This is a genomic window from Streptomyces longisporoflavus, from assembly GCF_014649775.1.
In the GTDB taxonomy this organism is placed as follows: domain Bacteria; phylum Actinomycetota; class Actinomycetes; order Streptomycetales; family Streptomycetaceae; genus Streptomyces; species Streptomyces longisporoflavus.
This window is the reverse complement of record NZ_BMTR01000002.1, coordinates 324,370-347,854: the sequence shown is the minus strand read 5'-3', so window position 1 is coordinate 347,854 and position 23,485 is coordinate 324,370. Positions and strand designations below refer to the sequence as shown.

Below are 23,485 nucleotides of genomic sequence, written 5' to 3'. Positions count from 1 at the left end.
GTGGAGTCAGCGGCGCGTGCCGTCGAGGTCGAGCCCCAGTTCGCGGCCGACCGCGGCGATCGAGCGGCTCTGCTGGCGCTCGTACAGGGCGTAGGGGTCGAGGACCTCGCGGTTGATGGCGCCGGAGAGCCAGTCGCTGTCGTACGCGATGCCTTCCTGCCCGGCGTTCCGGGCGCCTTCGCCGCTGAGGTTGGACTGGAAGATGCCAGCGGCGGAGCGCGGCAGGAAGTCCTCGTAGACGACGGGTTCGGCCCGCACCCAGCCTCCGCTCTCCAGTGCGCCGATGGCGGCCGGGGGCCGCGTCCCGTCGAGGGGGCGTTCGGGTGCGGCGTGATAGGTGAAGTAGGCCAGGTCCCGTGCGGCGAGCTCGCGTTCGGTGGCGGGGACGTGCGTGGCCCACAGCGTGCGGGCCAGTTCGGTGCGGTCGGCGGCGGGGTGCCGGGCCGCCTCGTCGTCGACGAGGGTGAGCAGGCGGTCGTAGAGTGCGCGGCCCGCGGGGGTGAGGGCGATGCCGCGGGCCTCGACCTCGCCGAACCGCACCCGCAGGGCACCGCGGGTGATGCTGCCGTCCGGGCGGCGCTGGGCGCGCGGTTCGGCAAGGGCCCGGAAAGACGTCTGGCGCAGCAGCAGGTCGGGGCCCTGCCAGCCGGGCGGTCCCTGAATGGTGTCGATCATCTCGATGCCGCGGTCGGTCATCCGCCGGTACAGCTCGTCGATGTCGAGGACCCGCGGGGTGAGGTGGTTGATGTGGGTGGAGCGGACACCGCCGATGTCCGCGGCGACCGCGGAGACCCTCTGCAGCTCCTCGTACCACGCCTGGTCGATCGGTTCGGCGGACAACTCGAAGGCCCGTACGGCGAGATGGAGGAAGCGCATGGCCCGGGCTTCGGTCAGTTCACGTTCGGCCTCGGCCCGGTCGGCCAGGTGGAGCAGCTCCGGCGGGAACAGCTCGCGGTCGGCGAGGAAGGCCTCCAGGCGGGAGCGGATTTCCGCGTCGAAGAAGCGCGGGTCGGCGGGCGTGAGCAGCGAGGTGAAGACACGGAAGGGGTTGCGCGCCAGTTCACCGGGGTCCACCGGGCGGAACGCCGTCGACACGACGGGTACGGCGCTTGAGGCCGCCTCCCGCAGATCGTAGAAGCCGACCGGACGCATGCCGAGCGCACCGAAGATCCGGGCGACGTCGCGCAGTTCGGCGGGGGTGCCCACGCGGATGGCGCCGTGCCGTTCCGCGGTGACGCGGCCGATCGAGCCGAGCCGCTCGGCGTCGGCGCCCCGCGCGCGCAGGGTGTCCTCGTTGACCTGGTGTGTGACGTCCACGAGCGTGGTGTAGGCGGGGACCTCCCGCCCGTACATCTCCGAGAGCCGTACGGCGAAGGCGGCCCGCAGCTGCCACTGGCTGATCATGAAAGGTCCGCCTTTCGGACGGTGGGAGTCGGGACGGGGAAGCTGTCGGGACCGGGGCGCGGTCATACGACATGAGCCTCGGGACGGGTCGCGGACCCGCTCAGAAAGCGGTCGGCGCTCATCGGGGCGATGTCGAGGCACGGTTCGCGCTCCAGGTACAGGTCGCGCACGATCTCGCCGACGGCGGGGGCCTGGAGGAAGCCATGACCCGAGAAACCGGTGGCATACAGGAAGCCGGGCAGTTCGCCGGAGCGGCCGATCAGCGCGTTGTGGTCGGGCGTGACCTCGTAAAGACCCGCCCAGCCGTCGGCGGTCGGCATCCGGGCGAGGGCCGGGGCGCGGCGGCGTACGACGTCGCGGAACAGGGCGAGCCACTCCGGGGTCCACGTGGTGTCGAAACCGTCGGGCTGGTCCGGGTCGGCGAGGCCGAACAGCAGCCCGTCGTCGCTGTTGTGGAAGTACGCCGACGAGGTGAAGTCGATGGTGAAGGGGATGCGCGGTGCCGGTGGCGAAAGGCGTTCGGTGAAGGCGAGTTGGCGCCGCACGGGCCGGACGGGGAGACTGAGTCCGGCCATGGCGCCGATCTGAGCGGACCAGGCGCCCGCCGCGCAGATCACGGCGGAGCATGCGATGGTGCCGCGGTCGGTGTGCACGGCGCTGACGCGATCGCCGGTGGTGTCCATGCCGGTGACGCGGGTGTGGGTGGCGAAGCGAGTGCCCGCCCGTTCGGCCGCGTCGGCGTACCCGTGTACGACCAGGCCGGGGCGCGCGTGCCCGTCGGTGGGGGAGTGGACGGCGGCAAGCAGGCCGTCGGTGCTCAGATACGGGCAGAGGCGCCGGGCCTCGCCGGCGTCGATCATGCGGCTGGGCACGCCCATGCTGTTCTGGAGCCGCACGCTCTCGGCGAACTGCGCTTCCTGCCGCTCCTCGGTGAGCAGGAAGAGATAGCCCACGGTGTCCAGCCGGATGTCGGCGCCGGGTCGGCGCGGGAAATCCCGGAAGGCACGCAGACTGCGGCTGCCGAGCTCGATGTTGAGCGGATCGGAGAAGTGGGCGCGCACGCCGCCGATCGGTTTGCCGGAGCTGCCGCAGGCGAGTTCGCCGCGTTCGACGACGACGATGTCACGTACTCCGGCCTCGGCGAGGTGGAAGGCGATGGAGGCGCCCATCACGCCTCCGCCGACGATCACGACGTCGGCGGTCGGCGGGACGGCGCGGAAGGCGGTGGCGCTGGTCGGACGCGATGAGGAGGTCACGGAGCCGCTCCCTTCCAGGGGCCGGCGCCCGTGAACCGACGAGCCCGCGACGCGTCGGTTCACGGGTGCGGCGGGGGCCGTCGTCCACGGGACGCTGATCAGCTAGCTGCCCGTCATCGTGACGCAACCCGACCGCGGCTTCCAGGGGGCCATCGCGCCTCCCGTCACTCCTGACGCAAACTCAGTACCAGGTCGCGCGGCAGGCCGTGGGTGTCGTGGAGGTAGTGGAAGTCCTCCTCGTCCAGCGGGCCCCGGAATCGGGGCCGGGCCAGAACCTGCCGGCCCCGCTCGAGGAGCTGCCTGAACCGCCGCTCCTCGCCGAGCAGGATCCGGCGCACTTCGTCCGGATCCATGTCCTGGCGGAAGTGGACCAAGGTGTGCCGCACCAACTCGTCCGGCAGATCCAGGAGTTCGCGCGAGGAGTCGTCGCGCCACAGCACGGTGAGCAGCCGCCGTACGAGACGGCGCAGCACGTAGCCGCGGCCGGTGTTGGCCGGGCGTACGCCGTCGCCGATCACGACCATGGCCGAGCGGAGGTGGTCGCAGACCAGCCGCAGCGACGGCTCGTCCAGCGGCCACAGTCCCGGCACGAGCCGAAGCCACGGGGCGAAGAAATCGCCGTCGTAGACCGACCGCCCCCCTTGAAGCGATGAGGCCAGCCGCTCCAAGCCGAGCCCGGTGTCGATGTTGCGCTGGGGGAGCGGCACGAGGGAGCCGTCGTCGAGCCGCCGGTGGCGCATCATCACGTGATTCCAGACCTCCACCCAGCGGTCGTCGCCGGTGGGCGTCGACTGAGGCGGGGTGTCGCCGGTCCACAGGAAGATCTCGGAGTCGGGGCCGCAGGGGCCGGTCGGTCCGCTGGACCACCAGTTGTCCTCGACGGTCAGTTCCACCGGCAGACCGCGCTCCTGCCACAGCTCCAGGGAAGCGGTGTCGGGCCCGATCCGTTCGTCGCCGCCGAAGACGGTGGCGTGCAGCAGACCGGGGTCGATACCGAACCCCTCGGTGAGCAGGCCATAACCCCAGTCGAGGCTCTGCGGCCCCTCGTAGTCGCCGAGCGACCAGGTGCCGAGCATCCGGAAGACGGTCAGATGGGTGGAGTCGCCGACCTCTTCCAGGTCCGTGGTGCGCAGACAGCGCTGCACATTGACCAGACGCCTGCCGAGCGGATGCGGCTGTCCTTCCAGGTACGGGGTGAGCGGGTGCATGCCCGAGGTGGTGAAGAGCACCGGGTCACCGGGCGGCGGCAGCAGCGTCGAGCCGGTGATCCGGCGGTGGCCCCGCTCCTCGAAGTACTCGACGAATCTGCGGACGATGTCTTCGGTGCTCAGCCGGGTGCCGGGCCCGGTGGCGGATCGGGGGTCCGGCCGGGTGTTCGTCCGGGTGTTCATGGGGTGTCTCCTTCGCGTGTGCAGCGAGCGGGGAGGCACCGGACAGCGGGTCCGCGCACCGGAACCGGGGCTGGGACGCCGCGGAGAACGGCAGAACCACCGGCGGACCGTGTCCGGTCGCCGGTGGAAAGGGAGGTACGTCAGGCGGCGGCAACCGGCGAGCTGGGCGCTCGCGCGGTCGCGGTGGTGAGAAGGCCGGTGACGTTCATACGGCCGACGATAACGCGCGCGGATCCGGGGAGCACACGGTTTTTGCCGGGGCGCGCTCTCCGTATGACACCCCCGTGACCGACCTCAGTTCTGCAGGGCGGCGCGCATGTAATGGCAGCGGTCGAGGGCGCGGCGGCGCATCCACACGGCCCAGCAGCAGAATGCGATCAGGCCGCCCCCGACGACCAATGGAAAGATCAGTGAGCCGGTGGTGGCGCCGAGGACGAGAATGCCCGCGGCGATCAGGCCCATGGCGCCCAGCCAGTAAGGCAGCCACCGGCCGCCCCGCTCCATCTGCCCCAAGTGCGCGGCGACGAGCCGTCGCATGCTCGCTCGCTCCTCGGGGTCCCTCGGCACCTCCCGATGCCGGATCTTGCGGTGGAGCTCGGCGACCCCGCGCGCGTCCGTACCGGCGGCACGGCCGGCCTTGCGGCGCTGCACGGCCACGAAGGCGATGACGATGGCGGAGTAGAACAGGCCCTGTATCACCCACACCGCCGGATGCTCGTTCCGGCGGAACAACGCGGTGACGCCAGTGACCAGCAGAAAGATGAGGGCCGCCTGAGCGACCAGACTGCGGTCGAGCCAGCGCTTGAAGGCGCGCACGGTACGTACCTCCTCGGATTCGACGGGAAACCGCTGTCGCTACCGAATACCCCGTCAACACAGCGCTAAGAAAGGGCTGTTGGCCAAGGAGCGTACGTTCGCGCCTTGAGAGTGTACGATCGTACGCATGCCGACCGACTACTTTGCCGACGACCCGCGCACCAACCTGGAGCGCATGCTCGCGGGCGACCTCTACATCGCCGACGACCCGGAGATCGCCCGCAGGCAGCAGCGCGCCGTGCGGCTCGCCGCCCGCTATCAGGCCGAGTCCCTGGAGGACCCCGGCAAGGCCCGGTCGGTCCTCGCCGAGCTGCTCGGCTCGCTGGGCGAGGGTGCCGAAGTGCGCCCGCCCCTGTTCGTCGACTACGGCAGCAACATCAGCATCGGGGCCCGCACCTTCGTCAACTACCAGCTCACCGCGCTGGACGTCGCCCGGATCACCATCGGCGAGGACTGCCAGATCGGCCCCAACGTCCAACTCCTCACCCCCACCCACCCCGTGGAGCCCCAGCCCCGGCGCGACAAGCTGGAGGCGGCGCTCCCCATCACCATCGGGGACAACGTCTGGCTCGGCGGCGGTGTCATCGTCTGCCCCGGAGTGACCATCGGGGACAACAGCGTCATCGGCGCCGGGGCGGTGGTCACCAAGGACGTGCCCGCAGGCGTGGTCGCCGTCGGGAACCCCGCCCGCCCGGTCCGCAGCCTCTAGGCCCCTCGCCATGGGCACCGGACACGCTGATCCGCGGCGGCGCGAGCGGATTCTCGCCGCAGCTCTCGATCACATCGCCGACGAGGGCGTCGCGGGCGTCTCTCACCGCAAGATCGCCGCGCGTGCCGCGGTGCCGCTCGGCTCGATGACGTACCACTTCAACGGCATCGACGATCTGCTCCGCGAGGCCTTCGCCCTCTTCGCGGGTCACATCGTGGCGGTTTTCGAACGCCACTTGGGCGGCGTCGAGGGCCCTGATCAGGCCCGCGAGGCCGTCACCGACCTCATTCACACGCTCTCCGAAGGGCCGCAGCGCGACCTGGTCCTCACGCAGGAGCTCTACACCCTGGCCGCCCGGCGCCCGGAGTACCGGGAGCTGACGCAGGCATGGATGCGCCGCAGCCGGCACCTCCTGGAACGGTACTTCGATCCGGACACCGCCCGTCAGCTCGACGCGCTCATCGAGGGGCTCACCCTGCATCGCGCGCTCGACGGCGCACCGCACGGCCGTGAGCTGACGAATCAAGCGGTCAAACGCATCACCGTCGCCGCCACCGAAGCCGCCGGATAGCGGCGGTCACCCAAAAAGCTTGTGGCGCGCGCGGACCTGACGCCGCGCGCACACTCTGAAATATTCCTTGACACGAATATTCTTTGCCACGAATATTAGGCGCATGGACGCACTCCTCTCCGCGCTTGCCGACCCCGCGCGCTGGCGGCTCGTGAGCCTCCTTGCCGAGCGGCCCCGGTCGGTCGGGGTTCTCGCGCAACTCGCGGACGCCCGCCAGCCGCAGACGACCAAGCATCTGCAGATCCTCGAACGCGCGGGTGTCGTCACCTCGCAGCGGACCGGCCAGCGCCGCGTCTACGCAATCCGGTCCGCCGCCCTGCGCGACCTGGCCGCCGCGCTCAAGGAACTCGCCGAGACCGCCGACCAGGACACCGGCCCACGCGCGACCTACGACAGTTACGGTGCGAGCCTGCGCACGGAACGGCTCGCGGCGCAGGAGCCGGGGTGGGCCGACGGCCGTTCGTTCAGGTTCCATCGGTTGCTGGCGGGGCGCCCCGAACTGGTCTGGCGCCACCTGACCGACGCCGCCCTGCTCGCCCGTTGGTGGACGCCCGACGACCTCCGCGTCTCCGAGCTCGTCTTCGAGGCGCGAGCGGGCGGACGGATCGTCCATGAGTACCGCGACGCGGAGGACACCGACGGCTCCGACCCGGTCGCCGGGCGCGCGGAAGGGGTTGTCGACATCGCACGCCCCGGTGAGCGCCTCGCCTACCGGCTATCCCCGCAACTTCCCGACGGGCGCATCGCCTTCACCGCCCACGTCGACCTGGGCCTGCGGCCCGCCGGCGCACGTGGACACACCGAACTCGACTCCCGCTGGCGGATCACCGAGAGCACCATCGACTCCGCGGACTTCATCGCAGGCATCGAGATCGGCTACGGCCAGAGCCTCGACAAGCTCGCGGCATCAGTCGCCAGGGACTCGCACGACACAGACCACCCAAGGAGCGCGAAATGACCGAGCAGAAGCAGCGGACCGCCGGCCGCCGGGGCCGTCGGGTCGTCACCAACATCAGCCTCTCCCTCGACGGCCGCTATGCCGCGCCGGACGACCCGCAGGACATGAGCTGGGTCATGCCGTACGCCCACAGCGACGTCGCCCGCGATCACTTGACCAGCCTCTGGGAGTCTGCGACGACGGCCTTGCTCGGCCGGGTCAACGCCGAGGGATTTCTCGGCTTCTGGCCCACCGTCATCGACATGGAGGGCGCCGACCCGCGCGACGAGGCCTTCGCGAAGTGGCTCGTGGACACCGACAAGGTGGTTCTCTCCTCCTCCCTGCGCGAGGCGCCGTGGGGGCGGACGACGATCGTCGACAAGCCCACGGCAGAGGCGGTCGAAGACCTCCAGGCGAGCGAAGGCGGTGACATCCTCGTGCTCTCCAGCGCCGGCGTCATCAAGGCGCTGCTGGCGGCCGACAAGGTCGACCGACTGGCGCTGACCGTCTTTCCGCTCTTCCTCGGCGGCGGGCCGCGCCTCTTCGAGGACGGTCTGCCCGCGGGGAAATGGGCGCTCGTCAGCCAGACCGCGGGTGAGCACGGCACGCTGGCGCTCGTCTACGACCGACTCCACTGAGCCGGCCGCCTCCCTCGGGGTACCGCGCGGTACCCCGAGGGAGGCGTGGAGCGTCAGTCCTGGTGGACGACGTTCGTGCCGGGGCCGCCCGAGAGGGTGTCCGTGCCGGGGCCGCCGTACAGCTTGTCGTCGCCGCTGTTTCCGTAGATCGTGTCGTTGCCGCTGTTGCCGTACAGGGTGTCGTTGCCCTTGCCGCCGTACAGGAAGTCGTCGCCGGCCGCGCCGCGGATCGTGTCGTTGCCGTCGCCGCCGGACAGGTTTTGCCTCTCGGCGCCGCCCTGGATCACGTCGTTGCCCGCGCCGCCGTCGACGGCGCTGTCCTCGCCTTCCGAGTAGATCGTGTCGCCGTCGTCACCGCCCTGCGCGATGCTGCCGCCGGCGGCGCGGAGGGTGTCCTTGCCGCCCTCGCCGCGCACGACCCCGTACTCGCCCACGCTCAGGTCGTCGTCGCCGGCGCCCCCGTTGACGGAGTTGCCGTCGACGCCGCCGGAGTGCGTCGCGGTGTCCTTGCCGTCGCCCAGGTCCGCCGAGGCGAAGTGGTAGGTCTGGTCGGTGCCGTTGTCGTAGGCGAGGCTGTCGTCGCCGTCACCGAGGACCAACCGCAGGGTGGCGTACGGGTCCTGGGTCTCCAGGGTTTCGACCGTGCAGGAGACTTTGGTGCGGTCCGCGCTTTCGGGGTACGAGCAGCCGTCGCCCGCGCTGACCGGAACGGCGTCGTCGATGACGTAGGTGATCTCTTCCGAGCCGTCGGATATGGACGCGGCCACGGTCACCTCGTTGGTCTGGCCGGTGGCGGCCGTGTAGACGATCGCGTGATCGCTCGAGCTGAACGCGGCGGTCGCCTCCGGCGCCGCGGCGGCCGCGGCGCCCGCCAGGAAGAGCGGAGCGGCCAGCGCGGTACCGAGAGCCAGCGTGGCCGCCGAAGCCGTCCGGAATATGCGGCGGCTGACGATTTGAGAGGGCATTGCAAAACCTCCATGAGGCGTACGTGGTACTTGCAACCAGAGTGACCTCCGGGGTTATCGGTTGGTTGTAATCCGTTGTGTACGGGCCGCCTGCGCGGATTTATGCAGTAGGCCTCGCAAATGCCATCTGACCAGCGGCGTTTGACTGCCCAACCGCAGAGTGCCGATTTCTCTTAAGGTGCGGTTGGGCAGAAATTCATGACGGCGGGCAGCCGCCCCGGGGCGGTTCAGGCGTTGGAACTCGGGACGCGGAACCGGAATGGGCCGCACGGCGTGCACGGCCCTTCCCGTACCTGTGCCGGGCTTTCGGGTGGGGTTGCCTATTGCTCGGTGTTCGGCCTGCGGTGGTGCAGACGCAGCACGGTACCGCCGGCCAGAATCACGGCGCCGGCACCTGCGAGGGCGCCCACAAGGCCGGCGCCGGAGGAGTTTGCGGGGGAATCCACAGCGGTGTGCTGCATGGCCGGGGTGGCGTCGGGCGCGTGTTCCTGATGGCCTTCATGCACCGCGTCCGCCTTGGTGTTCTCCTTGCCTGCGCCGAGTGAATTCACCGCGGCGGCGGACTTCTCGCCGCCGGTCAGGCCGGTGACCTCGCCGTTGCCCCCGTCGAAGACCACGTCCGAGCAGGAGAAGAAGTTCTCCTGGCTGTCGGAGCGGATCCACTGGACGAAGAGGATGTGCCGGCCGGTACGTTCGGGCAGTTGCAGGTCCCAGTAGTAGTGGCCCGCCTCGCTGCCGGCGCCGCCGCTCTGCGGAGGGTTCTGGACGGTCTGGATGTTCTCCAGGTCGTGCCAGCCCAGCGGCTGCTCCGGGTCGAAGCCCTCCTTGGTGACGTAGACCTTGAACGTGCCCGGATGGTGCGCCCAGTTGCTGTAATTCAGCTCGATGTCGGCGCCAGAGGTGAGATGGGTGACGGGCCAGTCGGTGCGGGCGGCGTTGTAGGGGGCGAAGTCGTAGGGGCTGCGGTCGCCCGCGCTGCACAGCGTGCCGTCCTCGACGTAACCCTCGCCGCGGCCACCCGCGTTGGAGTCGAGTACCGCGAACCAGTTGTACAGCGGCGTGGTGCCCGCCTCCTGTACGGCGGCCTTGCAGGCGGGGTTGGCCGGCATCTGGGTGGAGGAGTTGGCGAGCAGGTCCTTGTAGCACAGGTAGGTGCGCGACCCGGGCACCATGGCCACGCCGTGTGCGGCAGCCGTGCCGGGGACGGCAAGCACGGCCGCGGCTGCCAGGCCCGTGGCGCCGACCAGGGAGGCCAGGCGTCTGGCGCGGGTCGAGTCGCGTAAGCGGGATCGCACCCGGGCGGGCGCGGAGGAGCGGGGGGTGGTCATGGGAACGTCTCCTTCGGGGAGTTTCCGATGAACGGCTCACCCCCTGGTGGTCGCCGGTCCCCGAAAGGTTGCCGCCGTCCCGGCAGAACGCCGTTCACCCGCCGACCTCACGTCCGAATCACCCGTCGGGCGGCGGCGCGGAGAGATCTTCTGAGGCGGGCGCGTAAAAGCGGTCGGGGCGTCGTCGAAATTAATCGTAATCTGCCGTTGTGCCGCGCTATCGTGACCCGGCAGTCCGCCCGGGGCTGTCGATTTCCCGTAGGGCCGAGGCATGTCCGGTTGCGGCAAGCATCGCCGCCCATTCATAGATGTGAGTGCGGTGTGACTGAGCAGAACGGTGTCGAATCAGAGCTGGTTGACCTCGGTGCGGTCAGCCCGGCCGACGCGCGCACCCTGGATGCCGCACTCGTCGAGGCGTCGATGCAGCGGCTGTTGAGCCGTATCGACGATCCGGCCAGCAGCATGGGCGGCTACAACCCGCAACGCGACGAGTAGTGCGCACGCGGCTGGACCCTGGAGCTGGCATGGATGTCGACGCGCGACGGCCGCACCCGCATGACGCACGGCCGCCGCAACCCCACCGCGTGGCGCTTGCGCCCTACCGCGATCTGCTGTCCGGCGCCTGCGGCCCGGACGCGGTGGACGCGCTGCGTGCCGCCGAACGCAGTTGGCGCCTCCTGCTCCTGCGCGCGCTCATCGATGCCGCCGACGACATCCCCACCGCCCCGCTTCCTGCTCTCGACGCCGGGTGGCAGTTGTTGGCCCGGGCCTGGGAGGCCGACCCCGAGCCGGTGGAGCGCCTGCTGCTCTACCCCACCGTCGGCACCTGGGCCGCGTACGCCCTGCGCCGTGTGCGCGGCAGCGTGACGGGTGACTCCCCCCTGTGGGTGGAGCTAGGCCAGTTGCACGCGGTGGCCGCGTCCGCCGCGGTGCTCGCCGGGGTGGACTTCCGCACCCGGGCGCCGGTACGGGACGGATGGGTGGTGCTGCCGGGGCTCGGCGGGGCCAGAGTGCCCGAAGCCGAGGGCCGCTGGGGCAGTGCCGAGGTGTCCGCGCAGGCCGGCACGGTACGGGTCGGCGGGGTACGACGGGACGGGCCCGGCTGGGTCCCCCTGCGGGAGTTGCGCGCGGAAGGCTGCAGGATCGTCCTGGACGACCTCGATCCCTTCCGCGGGCTGCGCGCCCCCCAGCCGCCGCAGCCCGTCGAATCGGCAGACCGTTACTCCGCGCTCTTCGAGGAGGCCTGGCGCCTGCTCGCCCACGACGACCCCGAGACGGCCCGGGCCGCGGCCAAAGGCCTGAGCGCGGTGGTGCCCCGGCCGCGCTCTGAGCCCTACCGCCCGCACAGCGCCTCCTCGGGCGACGCGTTCGGTGCCGTGGTCGCCTCGGAGCCCGATGACGCGGAACAGTTCGCGGCCACCCTGGTGCACGAGTTCCAGCACAACAAACTCGGCGCCTTCATGCATCTGTTCACCCTCTACCGCGACGGCGGCCCCGAGCGCTTCTACGCGCCCTGGCGCGATGACCCGCGCCCGCTCGGCGGGCTGCTGCAAGGGGTGTACGCCTTCTTCGGCGTCGCCCGCTTCTACCGGCGGCGGCAGACTCCGCTGGGCGCCTTCGAGTTCGCCCTGTGGCGCGCACAGACCTTGCGGGCCCTGCACGGCATCCGCGAAGCGCACCGACTCACCGACTTGGGACGGGAGTTGATCGAGGAGTTGACCGCCCGCCTCACGCCCTGGCAGGACGAGCCGGTCCTCCCGCAGGCCCTGGACGCGGCCCGGCAGGCTGCCGCCGATCACTACGCGTCCTGGCGGGCCCACCACGTCGAGCCCGATCCGCACGAGGTCGTCCGCGCCGCGAAGGCGTACGCGGAAGACCGCCCGGTCAGGCTGCCGCAGGGCGCCGACATCATCGTGCCCGGCAGCCCGCGGCGCGGCCTCGACACCCGCGCCGTCCTGCTGCGCCGCCTGCTCGCCGACCCCGGGGACTTGCGCGCCCTGCGTACCGAGCCGGGGGCGGTGGTCGAAGGCGCCCGCCCGGAGGACGTCGCTCTCGTCACCGGCGACGCGGGCTGGGCCCGGCAGCGGTTCGAGGCCCGGATCAGCGAGGAGGGGGGACCCGAGGCGTGGGCAGGCCTCGGCCTTGCCCTGCGGGCCCAGCGTCACCCGGCGGCCGACGTCCTGCTGACCCGGCCGGAGTTCGTGATGGCGGTGCACGCCGAACTGGGCGGCGGCAGCGTCGATCCGGTGCGCCTTGCGTCGTCGTTCGCCGCAGACACTCCCTCAGAGCGGTAGCGGGTCGATGTAGCAGTTGGCCCGGGTGCGCTCGGCCAGGTTCGTGGTCGCGGGATGTGCGGCGCCCAGCTGCCTGCGCAACTCGTCCAGGATCGTGCCGAGCAGCTCCTCGCTCTCTTCCTGCCGTCCCACCGCCGCGAGGTCCAGTGCCCGGTTCGCGGCCGTGCTGAGCGTGGAGGGGTGCACGGGACCCAGGACGTCGACGCACCGTGCGAGTGTGGCCGTGCCCAGCGCCAGCGCCTCTTCGTGCTGGTCGAGTGCCGCCAGGTCGCTGGCCAGATTGGTCGCGACGACCAGGGTGAGCGGGTGCTGCTCGCCCAGCTTCCGGGCCAGCGCTTCATGGGCGCGCAGGTCCACCTCGTACGCCTCCCGCAGGCGTCCGTCCAGGCGCAGGGTGATGGCGAGGTTGGCGTCCGCCGAGACGGTGTGCGGGTGCTGCGAGCCGAAGATGCGCCGGTAGCGGCGGCAGCAGGCGTCGGCCAGCTCCCTGGCCCGCTCCAGCTGTCCGGCGTGCCGCAGGTCCACCGAGAGGCTGAGCGATGCGGCGATCGTGTCCGGGTGCTCCGGGCCGAACCCGAAACGGTCGACGGTCAGCCCAAGCACTTCCTCCGAGATCTCCAGGGCGCCGCGATGGTCGCCTGCCTTGCGCCGGGCCACCGCCAGGACGCGCTTGGCGTGCAGGGCGGCCGGGCTGTCCGCCAGGACCTGCCGGTATTTGGCGACCACTTCTTCCTGACGTTCGCGGGCGTGGGCGTAACGGCCCAGCTCACGCTCGTCTATGGTCAGCCCGACCCTGGTGTGCAGGGTCAGCTCGTGGTCGGTGCCCAGCAGCGTCTGCTTCAGCCTCCAGGTGGTGCAGTCCAGTTCGTGAGCGTCCTGGAAGCGGCCGACCAGGCGCAGGCACACCGCGAGATTGTGCGCGGCGTTCATGGTCGTCGGGTCGTCCGCGCCGAACGCCGAGGTCGCCTGGTCATACACCCGCTGGGTCAGCGCGAGCGCCTCGTCGAAGTCACCCGTGACCCGCAGATCGGCGGCGACGGCGCCCATGGCGTCCAGGCGACTCTCGCTGATCTCGGCCACCGGCACATGGGAGGGGAGCTGCGCGGACTCGTACGCCGCAAGCGTCGCCCTGTTGATCTCGGCCGCCTCCTTGTAGTGGCCCATGCTGAAGTGCGTCCAGCCGAGCCAGAACGCCAGGGTGAGGGTCTTTTCGTCCTCGGGTCCGAAGAGCTCGCGGGCCGCTTCGTAGGCCTCCTCGGTGAAGCGCTGCGCGCTCTCGTGATCGCCCCAGCGCTGGAGGTACTTGGCGATGCCGACCACCAGGCCGTGCACCCACGGGTCCGTGGAGTGCACGGCGTCCGCCGCCACGGCGTGCGGATACAGCATGGAGTAGCGGTTCCAGGTCGTGTGGGACTCCGGATTGCGGGGGTCGGCCGAGGCGAGGAGCATCTGGGCGCCGCGTTTCATCTGCTCCTGCTGCAGCGGTGTCATGCGGTTGATCAGCACGGCCTGGACGAGCCGGTGGATCTGGAGGGAGTCGGTCCGCAGGTCGAGGCGTGCGAGCGAGTAGCGCTTGATCTCCCGGACGGCCCGGCTCAGGCGCAGCGGATCCGCGAGCGCCGCGTCCAGCTGCGGGGCGATGGAACCGCGGTGCGCGTTGGAGAACAGGTCCCTGGGAATCGGCTCGGGCGCCAAGTAGGCGCAGACCTGGAGGAGTTGAATCGCCTCGGGGTTGGTCTGCTCGACGTGGTCGAGGGAGACGTTCCAGGCGGTGGCGATCGACTGCTGGTAGGCGTACGGCGCGGACTCGAAGAGCAGTTCGCTGCGCTTCTCCTTGAACAGCCGCAGGTACTCCTGGACCGGCATCCCCGTCTCGGCCCGCCACGCCGCAGCCTGCTCCAGCGCAAGGGGCAGATCGCCCAGCGCGTCCGCGAGTTCGTCGGCGTCCTCCGCGGTGAGCTCCGGGCCGCGCTTGTTGAGCAGCTCGACGCTCTCGGCGCGCTCGAAGATGTCCACCTCCAGGCAGCGCGCCACGTTCTCCCAGTGCGGGTTGCGCGAGGTGATGAGGACGGTGCCCAGGTGGGAGTTGGGCAGGAACGGGGCAAGCGTCTCCGCGTTCTCCGCGTTGTCGAAGACGAGCAGCCAGCGGCTGTACGGGCTTCCGCGGCGCAGCGCGTCAAGCACCGCCGGCACCGTCGTACGCGCCTCGGGCCCGTGGCTGATGCCCAGATGGGGGGCGAGCTGGGCCAGGGCGTTGATGATGCCCGAGGCGCGCTCGCTCGATATCCAGCAGATCAGGTCGTACATGCTCTGGTGCACGTAGACGTACTCGACGGCCAGCTGGGACTTTCCGATGCCTCCCAGGCCGTACATGGCCTCCGGCAGCACGGCCGCCGTCCCGCCGCTGCCCAGGCGTTCCGCCAACTGCCCGAGCAGCCGTTCGCGGCCGGTGAAGTTGGGGTTGCGCGGGGGTACGTTCTCCCACACGGCCGGCGACGCCGTGGCGTGCCGGGGAGGGGCAGGCGGATCCTGTGGCGGGATCGACTCCGGAACGGGCGCACTGGTCATGGATCCTGCCCCTCGGGCTCGGGTGACGGCGTCTGCTGACGCGATGGCGGCTGCCCCTTCGCCTTCGCGGTCCGCCAGCGCCTGTCCCAGGAGGCGGGCGCGCTCCTGGAAGGGGCCGGCGAGTGCGCACAGGGCCAGCTGCTCGATCCGCAACAGGCGGGCGCTGTCCGCGCGCACGGCGGGCAGCGGTGCGGTGGCCGGTGAGGTGACCACCGCGGTGTAGTAGCCGCCTGCCGGGCCTGCCGACGCCCGGGCACCGGACTGCGGGACGAGTTCGTCGAGCGTCATCAGGACACGTTTGGTGTCCGTGCGCCGGGCCCCGCCGAGGAGCAGGGCGCGGGTGGCGTCGTCCATGTCGAAGCCGTCGCCGTCCGGCGCCGGTACGAGCAGGCCGCACGCCCGCAGCTCGGCAAGATCGGCGGGTCCGGCATCCGGCGCGAACCGCTCGCGCAGCGCCTGGATCACCGGAAGCGTCAGCGGAGCCGCGGCCAGCAGGGGGGCGAGCGCCGCGCCGGGCGCCGAGCAGCCCGCCCGGTAGGCGGCGACCCTGCCCGCCGTGTCGGTGGCGCCCGCTGCCGTCTGCTCCTCGTGTGCCGGCCTCGGCGCGCCCGGCGGCGCGATCGCGCACGCGGGCAGCTCCGTCCAGGTGCCGGCGGTGCCCGTCAGCCAGCGGGCCCAGCACGCCAGCCACCGGCCGCGCAGGGGAAGCACGGGCAGCGGGACGGTGCCGCCGGGCAGCGCGGTGTCCTGCGGGGCGAGGGCGTTGGCGCCGACGACGATGCCGCGCATCTCGCGGCCGAGGGCGCCGGGGGCGGGAGGCGAGAGGCGGATGCGCCGCACGGGCAGCCCGGAGCGCGGCCACAGACGCTGCGGCAGCAGCTGGATACAGGCCGCCGGGTGCCGGTTCGCCCAGTTCGCCACGGTGGCCGCGGCGGTTCCGTCCTGCCAGGCGGGGCCGAGGGCGTCGGTGACGACCAGGATCAGGCGACTGCGGCTCGCGGCCGCGAAACGGTCGGGCCCCGGATCGGACGCGGGGTTGCCGTCCCAGTACAACTCGCGGACGTGAAGGCCCCGTTGGCCCCGCAGCAAGCCGCGCAGCCGAGAGGTCACCGGCTCCCACAGTGCCATCCCCGCGGCCGTGTCGAGCACCAGGTTGATCTGTCGGCCGCCGTCCGCGTGGCCGAGGCGGTGCAGGCTGCGCGCGACCACCGCCCAGTCGGGGACATCCACGGGAGCAGGGCCCGGCGCAGGCGGCTCCCCGGCGCTCAGGGGGCGCCCGAGCACCGCGCCGTCGAGCCGGTCCAGGAGCCGGCGCCCGTTCATGGTCCCGGGGCCGGTCCCCGCAGCAGGCCGAGCAGGCGTGCCGCGACAGCGTCCGGGCTCTCGTCGGGCGGCCAGGGGCCGGCCGCGGCGAGCGTGACCGCGTCCAGGGCGCGGGCCACGGTCAGCCGGTCCAGCGCGTGGGGATCGTCGGACCAGGCCTCGGCGAGCTCGGTGATGAAAGCGAGCAGGCGCGGTTCGGTGCTGTCGGTGAGCCCGGCCCGGCTTCTGACCGCTGCCGTCAATTCCGCGGCGGTCGGCACCGGGTGCTCCCAGTGCAGGCACTCCGCCATGAACTCGGCCGGGAAGACCCTGGCCCGCCCCGCGGTGATCACGGTGATCGGCAGCTCGTGGCAGGCGACGGCGCCGTGCGCCACCGGCGCCCGCACGCCCGGGTCGTCGGTCAGGACGCGGGCCGATGCCTCCTCGGCGAGCTCCGGGATGTCGAAGCCGCCGCGCCGCAGCACCGCGCGCAGTTCGACGGGCAGATCGAAGTCGCCGCGGTCCAGGCCCTCGACGAGCAGGACGCGGGGCCGCCCGTACGGCAGCAGCGCGGTGCCCGGAGGACCGAGGCGTACCCGCGTCCCGCCCTCCGCGGAGCGTGCCGTGTACAGCGCGTCCCGGAGCACCGACGCGCCGGTCACCGTCCAGTGCAGGACGCGGCCGAGGCCCAGCTCCCTGGCGATGCGGTACGCCACCGCGGAGCGGCCGACTCCCGGCGGTCCCGTGATCAGCAGCGGCTTGCGCAGCACGAGCGCGGCGTTCACCGCCGCGCTCTCGCCCGCCGCGGTCGGCAGGCCCAGTGCCGCTCGCGTCGCCGCCCCGAGCCTGCGCTCGGCCTCCGCCGCGTCATCGGGCGGCGGCGCCAGGTCGGGGCCTCCCGCGTACGTCCGCCACGGCGGGGGAGCGGGCAGGAGTGCGGACGGCTCGTGCGGCACACCCGTGCCGAGATACGGGCCAGGGACGGCCGCGGGGGCCGGGGGCCCGGCACTGAGTGGCGAGTTCACGAAGCAGCTCCGTAAATGAGCTCGGGCAACCCGTCCGGCGTGTCATAGATGATGACGACCCGGTGGTGCCAGCCGACCGACCAGGGCGAAGCGACGCCACCACCCCGGCCATCATCCCGACCGTACTCCGGTACGTCGAGGCCTCCTTCGGACATGATGCGCGTGAACAGCAGGGAGAAGTCGGGCTGTGCCCGCTCGTCGTGCCGCCACATCACCAGCGGCACCCCGTGCCGCAGCGCCTTGGTGACATCCCTGCGTCCCTCGGACGAACTGGGCTTGTGGGCCAGGACCAGGCCCGCCACCGGCTCATCGCCGTTGAACTCCCGTCCGTCCTCGCTGAGCGCCCGCACCAATTGGAGCAGCCTGCCCGCCTCCGGCTGCCCGCTGAGGGGCCGCCAGCGCTCGCGCCACGTGCGGCACCACGGAGGGTGCCGCATCCGGTCGCGGCTGTGCACGATCAGGGGGAAGGACATCCCGAACTCCGGCAGCGCGCCGCGGCGTATCAGGGTGTCCGGGTGGTCGATGAGGTCGAGCGGCAGCACGTATTCGACGTCGATCCGCTCGCCGGGCACGCCGTAGTCCCGCTTCAGCCGCTCCCTGGCCAGGTCGACCCGGCCCAGGAGGTCGACGAGGCGGATGCTGCGTTCGGTGTGCGGCAACGGCAGGCGCAGCCAGGTGCCGGGAAGCGGGCGGCAGTGGAAGTAGAAGGACACCGCCCAGTCGTCCGGGTCGTTGCCGGGATCGGGCTCCAGCTCGACCAGGAGTTTGGCGGAACTGGCGGGCTGTACGGGGATTCTGGCGAGGCTGCTGCGCAGGGTGTCGACCTGTTCCGGATAGCCGGCGCGCCGCGGTGCGCCGGCCGAAGCGGTGAGGGGCGGCCAGCCCGTCTCCGTGCGCGGGCCGGGCCCCTGCCTGGCGGTCTCCAGGCGCAGGGCCCAGGCGCGGCTGTGGGCCTGGATCTCCTTGGCGGTCGCACCGCCGACCGCGCTGGCGACGAGTTCGAGGAAGTGCACGGCCGGAGGCAGGCCCTGCGAGGGCATGTTGGAGCCCGCGAGATTGACGAACGCCTTCCACAACCCGTCGCAATGCGCGGGCATCCCTTCGCTCAGTGACCTGGTGGCGCGCGCGTAGAGCGCGGACACCGGGTTCTCGTTGAGGTCGGACTCGTACAACCGGGCCAATACGGCGCGCAGTTGGACCCATCCCTCGGGTCCGATCTGCCGCAGGGCCTCCAGTTCGTCCACCCGGAAGTGCAGTGCGGCCGCGACGGCCCGGTCCGTGGGGTACGCCTCTTCGTACGCCGCCACCAGATCGCTCATCCCGGTGGGTCGTCCGGCGCACAGGTCGACGAGCAGCGGCAGCAGGCACTCGGCCGGCAGGCGGGCGGACTCGGCCTCCTCGGCGACCGCCGGGAACAGCCGGCGCAGCAGCGCGATGCGGGGGACGTAGCCGCGCAGGGGTTCCGCCCTCTCCAGTTGGGCGCGGACCTCGGCGAGCACCCTGCGCCTGTTCTGCGGCTCGCTGAAGCCGCCGGTGTGCTCGGACAGGCGCCGACAGCAGCCGGCGTCACCCTGGAGCGCCTCGACCGACAGAACCGTCAGCTTCGTGCGGCTTCCCACGTCGCTCTGCAGGACGACCCCGACCAGGGCGCGCCGCTGGTCGACCAGGACGGCGGCGCCCGAGATGCCGCCCCAGTCGGCGCCCAGCGCCGGGCAGTCCTCCTCCGTCACGTACAACGTCATCAGTTCCGAGCGCGCGAGGTTGGCGGGCCGGAGCCGGCCGCCGCCCTGAAAGGGATTGTGGGCATACCGCTCCTCGTAGTTGAAGCTGGGAAAGCCGAAGATCTGGAACTCGGTGATGTCGGCCTCCGCGAGGCCCAGGCGCGGATTGCTGCCCCGCTCCGGCGGAACCCAGCCCGAGCCGGTCACGACGAGCAGTGCGGCGTCCAGCGGGAACGCGGGGCCCGCGTCGCCCTCGGTGCCCCAGCGCAGGCGCTCCACCGGGTGGGCGTCAAGCAGTACGGGCGGGGACGCGAGGCCGTTCCAGATGATCTCGCAGGGGTGCCAGGGCAGATGGGCCGCGTGCATGCCCTGGCGCACTTCGACGACGAGCGCGCCCGCTGCCGCCGGTCGGCCGGTGGTCCCTTCGGGCACCAGCAGGTGCGCGGCGGTCACGATCAGATCGGTGTCGAGGACCCAGCCCGAGCCGTACCCGACATGACGCCCCGTGTTGTCCCGCACGCTGATCTCCACTAGGCGGTCCGGCACAAGACGTGCGGAGCCGACCATGCATCACTCTCCCGCGCCGGGAGCCGCGGGCCCCGGCGGGCGAGGCGGCGGGGCGTTGCGGGGCCGCTCGACGCGATCGCCGACGTTCAGCGCGCCGCGGGGCTTCAGCGTGACGACCAGGCGGGTCCCGGTGCGCCTGATGCTGCCGCGCCCGCGTTTCGCGGTCACGTACCACGAGACGCCGCCCTCGGCGGTGTCGCTCTCTTCTGCCTGTACGTCCAGCTCGACGCTGATGCCGTCGACGGAGAATCCGACGGTCTTGCCGATGCCCTGCTGCTGCGCGGCCGTCAAGTCCTTGCGCAGCGACTCGATGGCGTCGGTCAGCGTCAGTCGTCGTGGTTCACGTGCCACTCGGTCCCCCCGATGCATGCGCGCCGTGTTCCGCGCACTGTGACGGTGCCACCCGGCGTCACGCCGTGAGCCCTGTCCTGTGTGCGCAGCCCCTCTTTGTACTACCCGGTTGGCAACTGCCCGACACGGCACGCGAGTTCGCCGGACGAGGAAGAGGGCGCGCCGTCGGGTCAGGGCAGGCGCGCCAGATGCACCGCTGTGCTCGCCCAGTCGCCCGGCGGCAGCTCGGGCCGCAGGCCGTACTCGCCGAGCACGGTCGCCGAATGCACCGTGCCCGTGCGGGCGTCACGGTAACGGGCGTCGGGATCGAGACCTTGCAGGCGCAGTACGGGGTGCGGGGAGCCGTGGCGCGGGGAGCGCCGCCAGACCAGGAGCAGGGCCTCGCTGCCGTCCGTGGCCGTGTACTGCACCGCGGCGGGGCCGTCGTCGACCGGGCCGCGCGGCCGGTGCAGTATCCCGTGCTGCACGAGGTGGCGCACCCTCTTGTACTGGGCGACGAGGTCTGCTCCCTCGGCCAGTTCGTCGTCCGTCCACCGGGACAGATCACCGCCGACCCCCAGCACCCCGGCCATCGCGACATGGAAGCGGAAGCGCAGCGGCACCGAACGGCCGGTGAGCTGGTTGGGTACGTCGGTGACCCAGGCGGCCATCGTCCGGGACGGGTAGATCTGGCCGTAGCCGTGCTGGATGAGGACGCGGTCCGCGGCGTCGGTGTTGTCCGAGGTCCACGCCTGGTCGGTACGGGCGAGGATGCCCGGGTCGACCCGGCCGCCCCCGCCGCTGCACGCCTCGATCCGCAGGCCGGGGTGGTCGGCGCGGAGCCGGTCGATGACGCCGTAGAGGTTGTGCACGTACGCCGTCTCCAGGCGGTCCGCGCCGTCCGCCTGATCGGGCCGGCCCGCCTCGCTGAACGGGCGGTTCATGTCCCACTTGAGGAAGTCGATGCCGTGGTCGGCGACCAGGCGGGTCAGCCACCCGTAGGCCCAGTCCGCGACGTCGGGGCGGGCGAAGTTCAGCACTAGCTGCCTGCGCAGTTCGGTGCGGGTGCGGTGCGGGAAGTGCAGGACCCACTCCGGGTGGCGACGGTAGAGATCGCTGTCCGGGCTGACGCTCTCGGGCTCCACCCACAGGCCGAAGCGCATCCCGAGCCGGCGCACCTCGCGCACCAGTGGCGCGAGCCCGTCGGGGAAGCGGGTCGGGGACGGCGTCCAGTCGCCGAGCCCCGAGCCTTCGCGGCGGTGCGCGCCGAACCAGCCGTCGTCCATGACGTAGAGCTCCGCGCCGAGCGCCGCCGCCCGGGCCGCCAGCGCCATCTGGCCCGCCTCGTCGACATCGAACCCGGTGGCCTCCCAGGAGTTGTAGAGCACCGGCCGTGTCTCGTCGGGGTGGGGCAGCACATGGGCGAGGATGTATGCGTGCCAGGCGCGGCTGGTGGCGCCGAAGCCGCCGCGTGTGTAGAGACCGGCGTGGCACGGAGTCGTGAACTCCGCGCCCGGCTCCAGGGGTTGGGTCATGCCGTCGCGGCCGGCGCCGCCGGTGAATCCCGCCCGGCCGTCGGGGGTGCGCTGCACGGTGACGCGCCAGCTGCCGCTCCAGGCCAGGGCCGCGCTCCACACCTGCCCGTGGTCCTCGTCGGCGTCACCCGCGTCGAGCATCACCCAGGGGTTGGCGTCATGGCTGGTGATGCCCCTGCGGCTGGTGAGCACCGTCTCGCCGAACGGCAGTCGTTCGCGGTGCAGTTGGGTTTCGGCGGCCCACTGGCCCGTGACATGGCTGAGCCGGTAGTCGTCCCGGGCGGGAAGCGTCCACGCGGCGGAGTCGGCCCGCAGCAGCGTCACCGGGTCCTCGCCGGTGTTGCGCAGCACGGTCCAGCGCTCGATGACGTCGCTGTCGTCGTGGACGCGGTAGTGGAGGGTGACCTGGAGGGGGTAGTGGCGGTCGCGGAACTCCAGGGCAAGCTCGGTCGAGCCCGGCGCCGGCTCATGGACGCGGTGTCCCGCGGCTTCCCATTCGAAGGCGCGGGTGCCGTCGGCGAAGCGCACTTGCAGCGAGGGGGTTCCGTACCGCGCCCCGCCGTCCACGGGCAGTTCCTCGCCGACCGGTGGCCGCCCCTCGAAACTGCTGAGGGGCGGGGGAGGGGCGATGGCGAGCTCCTGCGCCTCGTCCAGGGTCAGCCGGGGCCCCCACGCGAGGTGGCAGGGGGCTCCGGTCTCGTCGATCCACAGTGCGTAGGACGTGTGCGGAGTACGGAGCAGCCAGACCCCGGTCTCAGGGGCGAAGGAAATCACCGGCATGGATCCTCACATTCGGATGGCGCCTCGGGAGCATGCGCAGCGGCCGTCGTCAATGTACTCGGCCCGCTACAGGTGATCACCGCCGCGCGGTGCGACGTGATGACACGCCCCCTTGAGGACGAGGCATTGGCCGACCGGTGAATTCGGAAGTTGCTGGACCGGCAAGAAAGATTGCCGCTGTCAGGGCGGCGGGCGCACGGTGGCCGCATGACTGACATGACTGGAATGACCGAGCGCGACGACGCTGCCGACACGACCGTGGACGTCCTGGTGGTCGGGGGTGGCGCCGCCGGGCTCTCGGGGGCGCTGACCCTGGCCAGGGCCAGGCGTTCCGTCCTTGTGGTCGACTCCGGGGAGCCGCGCAACGCTCCCGCCGACGGGGTGCACGGGTTCCTCTCCCGCGAGGGACTCGCGCCGGGCGAGCTGCTGCGCATCGGCAGGGAGGAGATCGCCGGCTACGGCGGGCGGATCGTGTCGGACCGGGTCACAGGAGTGCGCCGAGCCGACGGGCGCTTCGTCGTGGACACCGCGGCCGGCCGCAGCCACGTCGCGCGGCGCCTGCTCGTCACGACCGGGCTCGTCGACGAACTGCCCGATGTTCCCGGCGTACGCGAGCGGTGGGGCCGCGACGTCCTGCACTGCCCGTACTGCCACGGCTGGGAAGTGCGCGACGAGCCGATCGGCATTCTCGCCACCGGCCCGGCGGCCGTACACCAGGCGCTGCTTTTCCGGCAGTGGTCGTCGCGGGTGACGGTCTTTCTGCACACCGCGGGTGAGCTGACCGAGGAACAGTGGGAGCAACTCGCCGCTCGTGGCATCGCGGTGGTCGACGGCGAGGTGACCGGGCTCGATGTGCGGGAGGACAGGCTCTGCGGCGTTCGGCTGGCCTCGGGCACGCGCATTCCGGTACGGGCACTGGCCGTGGCGCCGCGCTTCGAGGCGCGCGGCACCGTGCCGGCCGCGCTCGGCCTCGCGCGCGTGGACCATCCGATGGGCGTGGGCAGTTACGTGGCGTCGGACGCGAGCGGGTTCACGGGGACCGAAGGCGTCTGGGTCGCGGGCAACGTCACCGACCTCATGGCCGGAGTCATGGTCGCCGCGGCCTCGGGCATGACGGCAGCGGCAGCGATCAACGCCGACCTCGTGGCCGCCGACACCGCGGCGGCGGTGGCGGCGCGGCGCACCCCGGACGTCTTCGGGCCGGCTGCCGAGGCAGCCAACTGCAGGCAGGTCATGGGAGAGCGGCGACACGGCATCGAGTCCCTCCTGTAGTACGCCGAAGCGCCGCACCGCGGGAGTTGTGCCGCGCGCGTGTCGATGCGGTCGTGGTTCGTTCGACGCAATGATG

General features: G+C 71.8%; 18 protein-coding genes. 7 read left to right on the top strand and 11 right to left on the bottom strand.

Annotated elements, in window-relative coordinates; all coding sequences use genetic code 11:
- Positions 1-6 precede the first annotated feature (6 nt).
- From hglS to IE226_RS05585, 4 genes are all read right to left on the bottom strand, one after another.
- Positions 7-1,404 (bottom strand): 2-oxoadipate dioxygenase/decarboxylase, encoded by a 1,398-nt coding sequence (gene hglS, locus IE226_RS05600; RefSeq protein ID WP_190079870.1) that lies wholly within the window; start codon positions 1,402-1,404, stop codon positions 7-9.
- Positions 1,405-1,466: 62 nt separating this feature from the next.
- The gene (locus IE226_RS05595; protein ID WP_190079869.1) at positions 1,467-2,660 is read right to left on the bottom strand and encodes an NAD(P)/FAD-dependent oxidoreductase; all 1,194 of its coding nucleotides are present in this window, start codon (positions 2,658-2,660) and stop codon (positions 1,467-1,469) included.
- Between the two features lie 164 nt (positions 2,661-2,824).
- Positions 2,825-3,991, bottom strand: a complete 1,167-nt coding sequence (locus IE226_RS05590; protein WP_190080090.1) for an alanine--tRNA ligase-related protein — start codon at positions 3,989-3,991, stop codon at positions 2,825-2,827.
- Between the two features lie 354 nt (positions 3,992-4,345).
- The gene (locus IE226_RS05585; protein ID WP_190079868.1) at positions 4,346-4,867 is read right to left on the bottom strand and encodes a hypothetical protein; all 522 of its coding nucleotides are present in this window, start codon (positions 4,865-4,867) and stop codon (positions 4,346-4,348) included.
- Between the two features lie 127 nt (positions 4,868-4,994).
- Between IE226_RS05585 and IE226_RS05580 the strand changes: the two genes are divergently transcribed.
- From IE226_RS05580 to IE226_RS05565, 4 genes are all read left to right on the top strand, one after another.
- Complete coding sequence (locus IE226_RS05580) at positions 4,995-5,576, top strand: sugar O-acetyltransferase (protein WP_190079867.1); 582 nt, start codon at positions 4,995-4,997, stop codon at positions 5,574-5,576.
- Positions 5,577-5,586: 10 nt separating this feature from the next.
- The gene (locus IE226_RS05575; RefSeq protein ID WP_190079866.1) at positions 5,587-6,147 is read left to right on the top strand and encodes a TetR/AcrR family transcriptional regulator; all 561 of its coding nucleotides are present in this window, start codon (positions 5,587-5,589) and stop codon (positions 6,145-6,147) included.
- 103 nt (positions 6,148-6,250) lie between these two features.
- A complete protein-coding gene (locus tag IE226_RS05570; RefSeq protein WP_190079865.1) occupies positions 6,251-7,105 on the top strand; it encodes a metalloregulator ArsR/SmtB family transcription factor in 855 nt (284 codons plus the stop codon).
- Positions 7,102-7,722 carry a dihydrofolate reductase family protein gene (locus IE226_RS05565; protein ID WP_190079864.1) on the top strand — a complete coding sequence of 207 codons (621 nt, stop codon included), beginning with the start codon at positions 7,102-7,104 and terminating at the stop codon, positions 7,720-7,722. The genes IE226_RS05570 and IE226_RS05565 overlap by 4 nt, the downstream gene beginning before the upstream one ends.
- A 53-nt stretch (positions 7,723-7,775) precedes the next feature.
- Here the strand turns inward: IE226_RS05565 and IE226_RS05560 are convergent, their stop codons facing one another.
- Positions 7,776-8,687 (bottom strand): calcium-binding protein, encoded by a 912-nt coding sequence (locus tag IE226_RS05560; protein ID WP_190079863.1) that lies wholly within the window; start codon positions 8,685-8,687, stop codon positions 7,776-7,778.
- A 320-nt stretch (positions 8,688-9,007) separates the two neighbouring features.
- Positions 9,008-10,015 carry a lytic polysaccharide monooxygenase auxiliary activity family 9 protein gene (locus IE226_RS05555; RefSeq protein WP_190079862.1) on the bottom strand — a complete coding sequence of 336 codons (1,008 nt, stop codon included), beginning with the start codon at positions 10,013-10,015 and terminating at the stop codon, positions 9,008-9,010.
- Positions 10,016-10,336: 321 nt separating this feature from the next.
- On the opposite strand from IE226_RS05555, the gene IE226_RS05550 reads away from it, so the two are divergent.
- Both IE226_RS05550 and IE226_RS05545 read left to right on the top strand, forming a co-directional pair.
- Positions 10,337-10,510, top strand: coding sequence for a hypothetical protein (locus IE226_RS05550; protein ID WP_190079861.1), 174 nt, complete (start codon positions 10,337-10,339; stop codon positions 10,508-10,510).
- A gap of 89 nt (positions 10,511-10,599) precedes the next feature.
- Complete coding sequence (locus IE226_RS05545; protein ID WP_229870514.1) at positions 10,600-12,309, top strand: HEXXH motif domain-containing protein; 1,710 nt, start codon at positions 10,600-10,602, stop codon at positions 12,307-12,309.
- Here the strand turns inward: IE226_RS05545 and fxsT are convergent.
- The 5 genes from fxsT to IE226_RS05520 form a co-directional block, all read right to left on the bottom strand.
- On the bottom strand, positions 12,298-16,200 hold the full coding sequence (gene fxsT, locus IE226_RS05540) for an FxSxx-COOH system tetratricopeptide repeat protein (RefSeq protein ID WP_190079859.1): 3,903 nt from the start codon (positions 16,198-16,200) through the stop codon (positions 12,298-12,300). The genes IE226_RS05545 and fxsT overlap by 12 nt on opposite strands.
- Entirely contained in the window at positions 16,197-17,204 is a 1,008-nt protein-coding gene (locus IE226_RS05535) for a P-loop NTPase family protein (RefSeq protein WP_190079858.1), read from the bottom strand. Before IE226_RS05535 ends, fxsT begins: the two co-directional genes overlap by 4 nt.
- Positions 17,201-19,492 (bottom strand): VMAP-C domain-containing protein, encoded by a 2,292-nt coding sequence (locus IE226_RS05530; protein ID WP_190079857.1) that lies wholly within the window; start codon positions 19,490-19,492, stop codon positions 17,201-17,203. The genes IE226_RS05535 and IE226_RS05530 overlap by 4 nt, the downstream gene beginning before the upstream one ends.
- A gap of 3 nt (positions 19,493-19,495) precedes the next feature.
- Complete coding sequence (locus tag IE226_RS05525) at positions 19,496-19,843, bottom strand: trypco2 family protein (protein WP_190079856.1); 348 nt, start codon at positions 19,841-19,843, stop codon at positions 19,496-19,498.
- Positions 19,844-20,013: 170 nt separating this feature from the next.
- Positions 20,014-22,137 carry an alpha-galactosidase gene (locus IE226_RS05520; RefSeq protein WP_190079855.1) on the bottom strand — a complete coding sequence of 708 codons (2,124 nt, stop codon included), beginning with the start codon at positions 22,135-22,137 and terminating at the stop codon, positions 20,014-20,016.
- Between the two features lie 207 nt (positions 22,138-22,344).
- On the opposite strand from IE226_RS05520, the gene IE226_RS05515 reads away from it, so the two are divergent.
- Positions 22,345-23,409, top strand: a complete 1,065-nt coding sequence (locus IE226_RS05515) for an NAD(P)/FAD-dependent oxidoreductase (RefSeq protein ID WP_229870513.1) — start codon at positions 22,345-22,347, stop codon at positions 23,407-23,409.
- Positions 23,410-23,485 lie beyond the last annotated feature (76 nt).